At 57.7% G+C, this 12,207-nt stretch carries 11 protein-coding genes; 6 read left to right on the top strand and 5 right to left on the bottom strand.

The genetic code is table 11. The annotated features are described in order from the left end of the window. Together L8F97_RS21885 and L8F97_RS21880 are read left to right on the top strand one after the other, a co-directional pair. On the top strand, positions 1 to 320 hold a 320-nt coding region (locus tag L8F97_RS21885), incomplete at its 5' end, for a hypothetical protein (RefSeq protein WP_242154792.1). Positions 321 to 421: 101 nt separating this feature from the next. After that, on the top strand, positions 422 to 826 hold the full coding sequence (locus tag L8F97_RS21880) for a hypothetical protein (protein WP_242154790.1): 405 nt from the start codon (positions 422 to 424) through the stop codon (positions 824 to 826). 2,284 nt (positions 827 to 3,110) lie between these two features. On the opposite strand, the gene L8F97_RS21875 is transcribed toward L8F97_RS21880, so the two are convergent. Continuing rightward, on the bottom strand, positions 3,111 to 4,568 hold the full coding sequence (locus L8F97_RS21875; RefSeq protein WP_242154788.1) for a Hint domain-containing protein: 1,458 nt from the start codon (positions 4,566 to 4,568) through the stop codon (positions 3,111 to 3,113). Positions 4,569 to 5,165: 597 nt separating this feature from the next. After that, complete coding sequence (locus L8F97_RS21870; RefSeq protein WP_242154786.1) at positions 5,166 to 5,624, bottom strand: hypothetical protein; 459 nt, start codon at positions 5,622 to 5,624, stop codon at positions 5,166 to 5,168. A 269-nt stretch (positions 5,625 to 5,893) separates the two neighbouring features. Here L8F97_RS21870 and L8F97_RS21865 point away from each other — a divergent pair, with 269 nt between their 5' ends. Next, positions 5,894 to 6,262: a hypothetical protein gene (locus L8F97_RS21865; protein ID WP_242154784.1), complete on the top strand. Its 369-nt coding sequence runs from the start codon at positions 5,894 to 5,896 to the stop codon at positions 6,260 to 6,262. Positions 6,263 to 6,340: 78 nt separating this feature from the next. Here L8F97_RS21865 and L8F97_RS21860 read toward each other — a convergent pair whose 3' ends face one another. Then, on the bottom strand, positions 6,341 to 7,255 hold the full coding sequence (locus L8F97_RS21860; protein ID WP_409929085.1) for a LysR substrate-binding domain-containing protein: 915 nt from the start codon (positions 7,253 to 7,255) through the stop codon (positions 6,341 to 6,343). A 101-nt stretch (positions 7,256 to 7,356) separates the two neighbouring features. On the opposite strand from L8F97_RS21860, the gene L8F97_RS21855 reads away from it, so the two are divergent. The 3 genes from L8F97_RS21855 to L8F97_RS21845 all read left to right on the top strand — a co-directional run bounded on the left by L8F97_RS21855 (position 7,357) and on the right by L8F97_RS21845 (position 10,263). Continuing rightward, entirely contained in the window at positions 7,357 to 8,055 is a 699-nt protein-coding gene (locus tag L8F97_RS21855; RefSeq protein ID WP_242154781.1) for a pirin family protein, read from the top strand. A 48-nt stretch (positions 8,056 to 8,103) separates the two neighbouring features. Next, on the top strand, positions 8,104 to 8,931 hold the full coding sequence (locus L8F97_RS21850) for an alpha/beta fold hydrolase (protein ID WP_242154779.1): 828 nt from the start codon (positions 8,104 to 8,106) through the stop codon (positions 8,929 to 8,931). Positions 8,932 to 9,495: 564 nt separating this feature from the next. Then, positions 9,496 to 10,263, top strand: a complete 768-nt coding sequence (locus tag L8F97_RS21845) for a ThuA domain-containing protein (protein ID WP_242154777.1) — start codon at positions 9,496 to 9,498, stop codon at positions 10,261 to 10,263. Positions 10,264 to 10,381: 118 nt separating this feature from the next. Here L8F97_RS21845 and L8F97_RS21840 read toward each other — a convergent pair whose 3' ends face one another. Both L8F97_RS21840 and L8F97_RS21835 read right to left on the bottom strand, forming a co-directional pair. Beyond that, entirely contained in the window at positions 10,382 to 11,152 is a 771-nt protein-coding gene (locus L8F97_RS21840; RefSeq protein WP_313932082.1) for a glucokinase, read from the bottom strand. Between the two features lie 433 nt (positions 11,153 to 11,585). After that, positions 11,586 to 11,981 (bottom strand): DUF4174 domain-containing protein, encoded by a 396-nt coding sequence (locus tag L8F97_RS21835; RefSeq protein WP_242154794.1) that lies wholly within the window; start codon positions 11,979 to 11,981, stop codon positions 11,586 to 11,588. Positions 11,982 to 12,207 lie beyond the last annotated feature (226 nt).

Below are 12,207 nucleotides of genomic sequence, written 5' to 3'. Positions count from 1 at the left end.
GCCCATTTGCGACCGCTGGGTTGGTACGGCATTATGGAGCCATGGACATTCACGAAGAGAAGGTGCTGCTTTCACCGAACGAGTATGGTCGGGTGACAATCGTCCGGAGGTCAGATGGTCTATTTTGTCTCTATCAGCACTGGCATTGGCCACCAGAGACGCAAGTCGCCTTCCATGTCGAACCTGTCGAAGATCGACGTTGGACCGTCGATAGGACGCCTGAGATGTATGAAGGGGTAGAACCGCTTTCAGGACTTTACGGCACCATAGAAGATGCAGACCGGGAAGCTCGTAGGCTACTCGGGTTGGAAGACGGGTAACGCCCAATTTGTGCCGATCCGAGATTTCTAGCACTTCCCCAAAAGCGGTCACCCGTTCCTCGTGAATGCACGAGACACGATCGTCGCAGGGAGCAAAAGTGGTGCAAAATGTAATCTGCCAGTTCGCCCTCTGCTTGCTCGGTGCCATCACGCCCTCCTATTCGGCAGCCGTTAGTTCCATACCGGCGATGTCGCCGCAATCTTCGCAGCTTGAAACACTTGTGTTCAACGGCACCTACCCTGCGAAAAGCTACGAATTTACCGGCAACAGCGCTCGCCACTTAGCGAAGGAGGTAATGCCGGTCATAATGAAGGACATCACCCGAGCTACGGTTTCCGAGGATGTTCTCCTTCCCACACCAACTTATAACGGTTTTACGATCGACATGACGTTCACCGTTACCACTAACGACGAAAACACTGTTTGCGAAGAACGTCACGCGATTCTGCATTTCTCACCAGACGATCAACAATCCCACAAGAAAGATGTGCACGTCAAAGTGTAGAATGGAACGGTTGTTGGCCACTCTCTTTCAAGCTTTTACTGGAAAAATAGATATTTTTCTCTGCCATCTGTAAATCACTCACGGCAGGCTGCGCTGCAAAAGTGTCAGTCCTTTTCGAACGACAGCGTTCTTTGGAATGAAGCGGTTGATATATCAAGCTATTTAGCCAGTATAAGACGTGCGGATAAACTCAAAATTGCGATTGAGAGACTACCGCCATCGGCGATTACATTTTCTTCAATGGAAAAAGTCGCCTGCAAATATGATAAAAATAAGCTATCATCGATCATGCGCCCAACTAGGATAGAACGATCTGAGTCTGTCATTGTTCCTACCGAAGGAGAGTGGTCCGTTTTCTATCGTCAAGGGCTGAATGACGATTTAAACACAGATTTTGTAGCAACTCTGCACTCGGATGAAGCCGGACAGCCGCTGACGCTTCATATTCGCTGTTCTCAAAGTCTGCCATCGCCAGCAATTTAAAGTTAAAGCTTCGTTCTTGAAGATGCTTAACGGCTTAGCTGGCGGACATGCTGATCGCGTTTGACCCTGCTTTGTCGTGCCAAATCTATGAACGGCAGGTATGCGCTCGATAGCCGGAAAACCCGCCCTTCGCCTAACCACCACCTCACGCCATTCCGACGCTCCCACGCCGATCGGATCGGCCAAAAGCCGACCGCCGGCTATCGGGGAGGAAAGCAGCCCCTCCGCAGTCGCCCACTTGCGGCCATTCGGGGCGGATCGTATCCTGCTAGTGATGGCGACCGGCAAGCTTTCTGGGAAGCAACGCTACTATCTGGCGTTAATTTGGTATTTTCGCGTTTTGGCGTGATATTCGCTCTTGCGGCGGCGCTAATCGGGGCGAGCAACTTTGCCGTTCCAAAGGCGCAGGCGACCGGCGATCTGCGCGAAATCGCGGTTATCGGTATTGTCCATTACGTGATCGGGTGTGGCATCTATCTTGGGGCAACCCGAGTCCTGAAATGGTATCGGCGGCAGCTATCTTCACGATAGTCCGCCAACGTCCGGTTTCCACCAACCCAAGCCGTTCCGGCGCTCCAGTGCCGATCGTATCTCCTGAAAGCGGACCGGCAGCTATCGGGCGGAAAAGCGGACGGCCTCAAAGCGCCCACTAGCCGACGTTGAGCCCTTGTGTATGATCTGCTGATGCAGCAGCCCGCTTGGCATCAACCGATAAAAATCGCGATACCGGTTCTGCTCGGGGTCTTCTTGTCAGACTGGCACAACGACAGCTTTGCTTCAGCGATGCATTCGCTGCCGATAGGAATTGGATTGCAGGTGATCTTTGTGAGCGGTTGGGTAGCGATCGTCCACCACCGGCGTCACAAAAAGCGGACTCTCCGGTAACGTCCAGTCGCAGACATTTGGTCACGACCTGCGGCGGGCTCCGTTGAAGGTCGTTAGCAAAACCTAAGCTTCCTCACGCTTCCATTCACGGTATGCGCGGAGGGCAAAAACGACTACTATGAAAAACATGGGCGCCGCGAATATCGTGTCACCGCGAAAGACCGCAAGAATAGTGGCCGAGCCAACTATGCCACCAAGTAATGCAAGCGACTTAAATTTGTCCATACTGCCTCCTTGCGGGCATCGGCATAGCCCGCACCAGTGGATGGCACGCCAATCGCCAAAGGTCGAGTGTCCGCGTCCCACCACCTCAAGACGTTCCGGGGCTCCGCTTCCGATCAAATCTCCCAAAAGCCGACTGGCCGCTATCGGAAAGAAAAGCGGACGATCTGAAAGCGCCCAATTCGCGCCGTCCAAGCGCCAAAACTCTTTCCTGATAGCGGACGTAGCACGAACCAGGTAAGTTCATTCAATGAGAGTGGGCAGCTTCATTCTTTTGGTGACAATGTTAGCATTGGCCGGCTGTGACGAGCAGCCTTCCCGTCGGACTTCAGCGATGGTGGTTGATATAGCGCATGGCCTCCGGCCCAAATGGGACACGGACAAGGTGCAGATCACGGCACGGAGCTGGGATGGCCTAATGACCGAGAAAAGCGTTCCGCTCGCTATGTTGAAGTGCCGGGTCGGCGACACGGTTAAAGCCACAGAGCAAGGTCTCGCCCTGACGTTAGATGATCGGGCATGCGTCTGATGGCAGCTACCCGCCGATTCCGCCGCTAAGCAGACGGACCGTTCACCACCACCTAAAGCCGTTCCGACGCTCTAAGCCTGCGCGATCCGTCATAGCTGACTGACCGGCCGCTACGTTCGCCCACGTCGGGGGAGCGCCGCAATGCCAACCTCGTGCAGTTCTTGATCAGCCTGCCTTGAGCAGCACGACGTTTGATTCCACACCTGCACTCGCATCAGCCTCATACGGCGCTACCCACGCTCGGCTGGCGGTCGCGTGCCAATCGATGCTTAACATCACATCTGACTGCGCGTCTGCCCAAAGATCAGGCGGCAAGCGCGCCTCGCCGTTGGTCCAACGCCACGGTACTCCCTTTTGCATTTCGGGCGCGTAGAAACCGTCTGTCAGGCGAGGATCAGCGATGTCGATCACGTGATCGCAGTGCTTCTCATCCGCGACGTGAAAACGCCGGATAAACAAGCCAAGCAGACGCTCGTCGCCGCGAATGCCCCACAGCGCCGGAACGAACGTCTTAGACACAACCCGCACATCCTTAGCGCCCGCCTTGATGTGGAAAGTTGCCTTGCCGGCGGTGACTTCGCCATCGATGCGTTCACCATCTACAGTAAGATGCATGTCCATGTCAGCGCTGCTGGCCCATCCAAGTGAGCGGGCGCGATCCGCTAATCTTTCTCGTACGGCCACGACGATAGGACCGTCTTCGTAGAACGGACGACAGCGCTCGCCAGCGGTCAACGTACTAGGCGCCCCTGATTCGCCCGACCAATTGCTTTCGCCGTGATCGAGATAGCTCTCGGCTGTCAAGCCGCTAGCGACGAGCAATTCGTGATCGTCTAATCCGATGTGCCAGTAATTGACTTCTGCGACTTCAACCCGAGCGATAGTGGCGCCGTTCACGAGCTTCCCAACTGGGATCAAGACCTCGCCAACAACGTCGATGCAAACCGCATGACCCGGCGAAAGCCATACGTCACGCATCGGCACATTCTCGGCGAAGCTATTACGCAGCACTCGAACGGGAGACGCTTCGCTTCGGCCGCTGGCGGGGAGTTGGATACGCTGATGCCCGATCCATCTAACAGGCCGATCATCGCCCTTGCTGGTCCTAATTCGGTCTCCCAGTTCCAGCACTTCGACCGCGCGATAGCCGCGCTCGGTTAAGAGTAGAGTACCTTCAACAAAACAGCGAAACTGTGGCGGGATGTATGGGTTTTCAGTCGACACTTCGATGATCTGACCTAACGAGGGCGGCGACCCGCCAGCCTGATCGCTTCCAGAATCACTGAGAACGAAAACCCCACGGGGCGTTTGCTCATCCACGGATTCAAATACCAGATTATGACCGAATTGATCGGTACCGACAATGTGGTAGGTATATTTGGAGATTGCGCCTGTCACGCTATCGACGTGGTCAACCACAAACGAATTAGGACCGCTAATGTGAGCAGTGCCAAACGGGCCAGACACTGCCTGAGGACCCACGGTGACTGTGGCATGGAAGACAGTGTCCGAGCCGCCTCCGGAGGCATATCTGGAGTCAAACGTCGCAGTGTAGATCGTATAGTCAGGCCCCTGATGGAGGTACACGCCGTCCAACGCATAGGCATCAAACTCGACGGACATGGCGGTACTCCTCCGGTTGAGGCCGGACAAGGATGAAAGCAGGTATCAAGAACACAGCCTGACTTGGCGGTTTAAGTCAAGCGCTTGCCTGGGCGCAGCGCAGCATAGCGTACGGCACTCACGCCGGACGGAGCCCCGACTCGTCCGAGCTCGGTTAGCCTCGAGGGAAGCGGAAGAAGCAAGGAGCTTATGCCGGGCTTCGCGTGAGGCGCTATACTTCGCAGGTCAGTGCGATGTAACGACGACTTGCAGACGGCCGCTGCCATCTTTCTTGAATGGCCCCCGTACGGCTACGCCCGTGCTGAAAACTCCGGCCGACGGAGGCAGGCTTTCGCATCAGAGAACCGCCTTAGATCGTAAACTGGGCTGCATATCAGCTTCAGATTAGGGCTGCCTTCGCACGATCAATGCCATTGGCCGACCTTCCGCAATCCACCACCTCAAGACGTTCCGGGGCTCCGCTTCCGATCAAATCTCCCAAAAGCCGACTGGCCGCTATCGAAAAGAAAAGCGGACGATCTGAAAGCGCCCATCAGCAGCCATTCCGGGCTGCTGTCGCTGTTCCAAATTGCCGCCGTTCGTTCAGACGAGGCTCTACTAACGGCTGAAGGTTTCTACCTCGCCACCGAAAAGAATGTGGCTGGGTGGCGCGCGCGTGAGGTCGAGTTCAACCTTGGGTGTGCCAGCAGTCTCGAGCAAGACATGTGTGCCGTTGACGGTCAAGGTTACGTAGGGCGGCGGTGAAAGCGAGTATTGTCCGACATAGACGTTGTCGCGAAATACAACCATCTTCTGGCCGCCGTGCATCACATCGCCTCGTGCCGGAAGGAATCTGTAGCGGTAGTCATAGACTGAGAACTTGTTTCCAGCCGTGCGGCCTACCAGAACGAACGAAGCGTCTTTTCTTGAACAAACGATCGGTCCGGTGAAGTGCCCTTGAACGAGAGCCGTTCGCATACCTGCAAGACACGGCAGAGGCCTTTCGTCTGATGCTGACGCCGTGGCACCCGACGCAACCACCGCCAGCACGACAGGGCTCCACAACTTTCCCTTCATCCGGCTAACCCTCGCTCTAACAGGCGGCGATGCTGCCACTACTAAAGTCCGCTTTCCACCCCCCGGGCCGTTCAAAACCTGCCGGGCCGCTCACCACCAGACCAAGACGTTCCAATGCGCTGGCGCCTTCGAATCGCCCAAAAGCCGAACAGCCGCTAGCAGGAGGAAAAGCAGTCTGACGGTTCCCGCCCAAAACTAGACATTGACGCCACGGATGGCGAACTCATGATAGGTCAATGCATCGGACTCCACTATCTCCACCATATTTTATGATCGGTATTATCGCTGTCTTCATCGTGGTACCCATGTATTGGTGGGTGTTTCCACCACGCCTACCAATCGGGGCTGCCGATGGCACTTACGTCAATTCGTGTTGCGAGCCGATCAAACTTCAAAATGGACAGATGAGTTTCGGCCATAGTCAGACGATTAGCTACGTTGTCGAATACGACAAGGTCAGCCCATATGTTCTGCCGAGCGCCTATGTGGGAATATCAGGCGGCAAGGCCGTCCAAATCGAAAGATCGATTAGCCCGTCTTTTTTGAGGCTTGCCGACACAAAGCGCCCTGAGGCCATTGAGCTTCCCAGCGATACCGCGATCTTCACCTTTAAACGGGTGAAGCGGAACGGCAGCTAACCACCAAAACACGACATCTCCATGTCGCAAAAGGTGGGACTTACGAGGCGCTCGAAACTTAGGGCATCAGCGACGTACCTACTCGCAGCCCCACGGTGCGTTCGCCAGCTCACGGGCAAGGTAGTCGATGAGAACCTGAACACGGAGCGGCCGTAAGGGACTAGGCGGCATGACGAGGTGAAGCCCCAACGGCGTCACGGCCCATTCCGGCATCGCGACTGCCAGCTTGCCGTCGCGCAATTCGCGCCAGATCAGGAACTCGGGCTGAATTGCGAGACCCTGCCCGGCGACAAGCGCCGGGTTCAGCAGATCGGCATTGTCTGTCCACACCCGCACCGACGGTTCGACCGCCTCTTCCCCAAATGTTGAGTGTGTGAAGCGCCACATCCTGGAGGCACCACCCGTATAAGCCAGCGCGCGATGCCGGCTCAGTTCCGCTGGATGAGTGGGCATGCCGTGGCGCCCGAGATAGTCGGGCGAGCCCACCAGCAACAGCCGAACTGTGCAGAGCCGGCGCGATAGGAGCGATGAGTCGTTCAGGCTGGCGATTCTGAGCGCCAGATCGAACCCTTCCGCCACCAGGTCGACCTTGCGGTCGCTCAGCGCGAAATCGACGGTGATCTCGGGATAGGCTTGAAGGAACGCCGGCAGCGTCGCGCCGAGATAGGCGATGCCGAACGACAGAGGAGCGCTGATCCGTACGCGGCCGCGGGGCACATTGGATTGTTCGCCGGCTTCGTCCTCAACCGCCACGCCCTCGCTGAGGATGCGGCTTGCGCGCTCCAACGCGGCTCGTCCGGCATCAGTCAGCGCAATACGTCGCGAGGTACGCGCGATTAGGGTTAGGCCTAGGCGCGCCTCTAGTCGCCCGATCGCCTTCGAAACGGTGGGATCGGACATGCCCATCTCGCGTGCCGCCCGCGAGAAAGAGCCGTGTTCGGCAACCTTGGCGAAGATCGCCCAGGCTTCGAGATCAGGAAGACGCTTCACCATTTCCGGCAAGGATGAGATGCCAACCTTGCCGTTTCGTCAAGTCCGATCGTGGCGCATCTTCAGGTCATCGGAGCAGCAACGCTCCCCCAGGAGACCGAACCATGATTGACCGTCGTCCCTTGAGCAGCCTCGGTGGCGCCAACCATGGCTGGCTCGACGCCAAGCATCACTTCTCGTTTGCGAGCTACTATGACCCGGCCCGGATGGGCTGGGGTGACATCCGCGTCTGGAACGATGACACCATCGCCCCCGGCACCGGCTTCCCGCCGCATCCGCATAACGACATGGAGATCATCACCTACGTCCGTGAGGGTGCGATCACCCACCAGGACTCGCTCGGCAACACCGGCCGCACAGAGGCCGGGGACGTGCAGGTGATGAGCGCGGGCTCGGGGGTCCGCCACTCGGAGTATAACAAGGAGCCGGGTATCACCCGCATCTTCCAGATCTGGATTGAGCCCAAGACGCGTGGCGAGGCTCCGTCGTGGGGTGCCAAGCCCTTCCCCAAGGGCGAGCGCTCAGGGCAGTTCGTGACGCTGGCCAGCGGCTTCGCCAACGATGACGACGCGCTGCCGATCCGCACCGACGCCCGGATCGTCGCTGCCACGCTGAAGGCGGGCGAGACCGCCGAGTACCCGCTCGGCGCCGATCGCCACGGCTACCTCGTCCCCGCTATTGGCACAATCGAGGTCAACGGCGCTCGCCTGGAGGCCCGCGACGGTGCCGCCATCGCCGAGGAGGCCGTTCTCCGCGTCACCGCGATCGAGGATGCCGAGATCGTTCTCGTCGACGCCGCCTGATCCACCCTTTCGTACCGCGTACCCTTCGTAACTCCAAGGAGACCTGCCATGCCGTTTATCACCACCGCCGACGCGACCGAAATCTTCTACAAGGACTGGGGCAACAAGGACGCGCCCGTCGTCATGTTCCATCATGGTTGGCCGCTCAGCTCGGACGACTGGGATGCCCAGATGATGTTCTTCGTCCAGAAGGGTTACCGGGTCATCGCCCATGATCGCCGCGGCCATGGCCGCTCTACCCAGTCTGCTGGCGGCCACGACATGGACACCTATGTCGCCGACGTCATCGCGCTGACCGACGCGCTCGACCTGCACGACGCAGTCCACGTCGGGCACTCGACCGGCGGTGGCGAGGTGGCCCGCTACGTCGCGCGTGCCAAGCCCGGCCGAGTAAAGAGGGTGGCGCTGGTGAGCGCAGTCGCGCCGATCATGGTCAGGACCGACAGCAACCCGGATGGCGTGCCGATGGACGTGTTCGACATGGTGCGCGAGCAGACCGCCACCAACCGCTCCCAATTCTACTACGACTTCACCCTCCCTTTCTTCGGCTACAACCGCGAGGGTGCTGAGGTGAAGGAAGCGGTGCGGCTCAACTGGTGGCGGCAGGGCATGATGGGCTCGGCGCTCGCTCATACGCTGGGCATCAAAGCCTTTTCCGAGACCGATTTTACGGATGACCTCAAAGCGATCGCCGTGCCGACGCTGGTGCTGCACGGCGAGGATGACCAAGTCGTGCCGTTCGCCACCACTGGCAAGATGTCAGCGGAGATCGTGAACGGTGCCAAGCTCATCTCCTATCCCGGCTTCCCCCACGGCATGCCGGCCACCAATGCCGATCGGATCAACGCTGACCTGCTGGCCTTTATCGAAGGCTGACTCACGACGAGGCACGGGGCGGTTGCCCGCCCCGTGCTTTCGCACGACACTCCGAGATCAACCTTCTTCTTTATGGATTGCCGGCCTATCTGGTCTCATGTAGCTCCATGGATCAGTCTTAGAGAACCTTGAGAATGCCATTGCAAGCGCCCGCAGGCTGCGTGGTCACCCGGTTTACAAGGATACCATCACCTATTGGTCGGACTTGGTACAGGAGGCTTGACGGGCGCGGCAGGAGCCTTCCTGCGCGCAATTCGACGCGATTGGCGTTGCCATTGCCAAACTGGAGAGTGAGCTGGCTGAGCGGTAGCAGCAACCCTTCAAGCCACATGAACGGGCGACCGGAGTTGGGAAGTCAAAAACACGTCGCGAACGACCGGGATTGGCTCTGCGCGGTCGCAGACTTCCCAATGCCATGCGTCAGACGCATGGCGTTGCGCGGCTGTCGACTTCCGAGTTGTCATCGGCAGAGAAGCGCTTAGCAGCATCGCTCGCGATGAATGTCTGGCTGGCGCATACAGACACCTGCGGTACAAGCGCGTGAGTTAACGAGGAGCGTGCGCGATGAAGGCCATTGTTCGGGTGCTTGCCACCCTGATCTGGATCGTCATGCCCTCAGTCAGCTGGGCCGAGGACCAGTTCAAGGTACTGGTGATCGCAACGCCCAGCAAATACCACTATGAATATATCCCCATCGCACGGGAGAGCCTTGAGCGCCTAGCTAGGCTTCACTCGTTCGGGATAACCTGGACGAGCGATCCTGCGGCGTTCGACGGCGACCTGCATCAGTATGCAGCGGTTCTGTTTCTGAATTCGCCGGCGGAGCAGTTGAGTGAGGCGCAACGCAGTCACTTCGAGCAATATATGCGCTCCGGTGGCAACGCCATGGTGGTGCACCGGGCCGCGATCGTGCCACCGAATTCATGGCCTTGGTTTGAGAAGCTGGTCGGCCGCTCTTTCATCAATCATCCGATGATCCAGACCGCGGTAGTCACCGTCGCGGACAAAGGGTTTCCCGCTGCGTTTGGCTTGCCCGATCGATGGATTTGGAGCGACGAGTTCTATGTCACCGCCAATCCATATCACGTCACGATCGCTCCTGTCTTGAAAGTCGACGAGGCCAGCTACGATCCGACCAAGATCTGGCCCGGCCAAGTCGGTAAGCGGATGGGCGGGGATCATCCGGAAGCATGGTTCCAGCATTACGAGAAAGGGCGCGTGTTTGTCACTTTGCTCGGGCACAACGTCGAGATGTACCGGGACGAACGATATTTACAGCACCTGCTGGGCGGGATCTATTGGACCGCCACTGGACTTGGCCAACAGCATTGATTGACTCGGCAGTACGTTGTTCAAGCGTATCAGACGTGTGCTCTGAAATGATTGGACGGCCTATCTAAACGACTGGTTCCGGAGAACCTAAGAGTAAGCTTGGACGGCGATCTCTTGGTCACAGAAGTCCGAAGCGCGACGCCAACATCACCGCGCACCCGCGCAGGACGGAGTTTGCTTGCGCGACCCTGCACACAGCGGCTTTAGCAAGCAGCCGCGGATAAGGTCGGCGGGTTGTAAATGCCGACGAAAACTCGGCGTCAAGTTTAGGTGAAGGGACGAGGGGACCGGTCATAAAGGCGCCGTTCCAAGCCCCGTTCGTGTACATCAGATTGGAAACGAAGCGGCCGAGAAGGCGTGCGAATAGAAGATCTTTTTCTTCGATCGCTGTCGTCGCAACATGTTGTCGCAACATCAGGATGTTTTCCCACGAGATTGCGGCCCCTGCTACGGTAACGATCGAACGGGCAAGATCCCGTTCAGCATCTGAAATGCCGGCGAAATCTAGCTGACCACCTTCGGCGTCTAACACGGAATACCGCCCGTGTTCGTCAAGGTCTAGAACTGCGGTTCCGACACCTTCATTGTAGGTCAGGAACGCATACCGGCCCTTCTTGGTCATGTCCGGCAGACGTGTGCCATGTACCAGAGTTACGCCTTGCAACGACGCCCGCAGTGCCCAAGCCTGCGCAGCCACCTCGTTTATGATCACCGGTGCTCGCGCAAACAGAGAGGTCAATCCATCATACGAGATCACCCATCGTGATCGTTCGATGATCATCGAAGGACCGCTGGCAACTCCCGCTATAGCGATTGCAGGCTGCAGATCTGCTAGCTGGTGCCCGCTGTCCCGAGAAAACCGAAGCAGCACATCAGTGAAGGTCGGTATGGTAGTTTCGTATCGATGTAGCCTCCCAATCTGAGGAGATGCGCTTGGCTTTGAATGGGCAAGGATGATTTCGCCTTTGCGCGAGCAATCGATCAGCAGCCAGTCCCGTGCACCTGTATCGATGTGCCCTCCTCCGGCGGCTACGGTTCATCTGAACATGTCCGCCGTCCTTTTAGATGATAGGACCAGCTTAGCCGCACCTAAACTTCTCTACAACTTTCCCGTTGCCGAACTCCCCAGATTTGACAGTAATCCGCTATTGAATACGCCGAACCGGAAGACGGAATGCTGAAGAATAACATGAACGGACGTCCGATATTTGGCGGAGGTTGAAGACAGCTGAATGACCGGATGTGGGTCTTCGCGTTTGGGTACCGATCACCCGGCCGTTTTGAGGGAAAGTGACTTGCTCTCATACTCGAACTGAACGGTGCTAACGCTTGCCGCCGCGACGCATCGGCATCGCGTCGATCACTTCTTCAAGCGTGGCGGCAGAGATGGGTCGTGTCCCGCGTAGCTTGCTGCCACCATCCTTACCGATCAGGGTAACCGCAAAACCGGCGATCGGTAATCTGTAGCGCTGCCGTAGCGTAGCCGCCGGATCGCTTGCTCCCACTACGTCGTGCCCTATGACTTCGACGATCTTAATATCGCGCTCTTCCGCGCCCGCCCTCCAACGAGCGATGATCCGGCGTTGTTCGTTGAGCGAGGGATCGTTTGCATCAGGCGCGCTGACCAGCAGCACACGCTTTTCCCACTTCATCGAAGAGAGGCTTGCGGGGCTTGCGGCCATCAGCGACATGGTCATGAGCAGCTTCAACGTGATCATCCATAGAGAACGCGTGGCGTTGCTCGACGTTTCGTCCGGGCAAGATTGCGCGAGGATCAACAATCTCCCGAAGCGAGCGGGATCGCGTCAGGCGGTAAGTGAATAAAGCATCATCATCGCCTTTCGCGTTTAGCTCAGGTGAATGGTTGCCTGCTTTACCGAAGCTGTTACGCTGTCGCGGATGGCCTTATTTGGGTCTAGCTGCCGACGCGAAGCCGACCGCATC

This window comes from Sphingomonas sp. BAUL-RG-20F-R05-02, from assembly GCF_022662305.1.
Lineage (GTDB): Bacteria > Pseudomonadota > Alphaproteobacteria > Sphingomonadales > Sphingomonadaceae > Sphingomonas.
The sequence above is the reverse complement of the archived record's forward strand: the minus strand, read 5'-3'. Positions and strand labels throughout refer to the sequence as shown.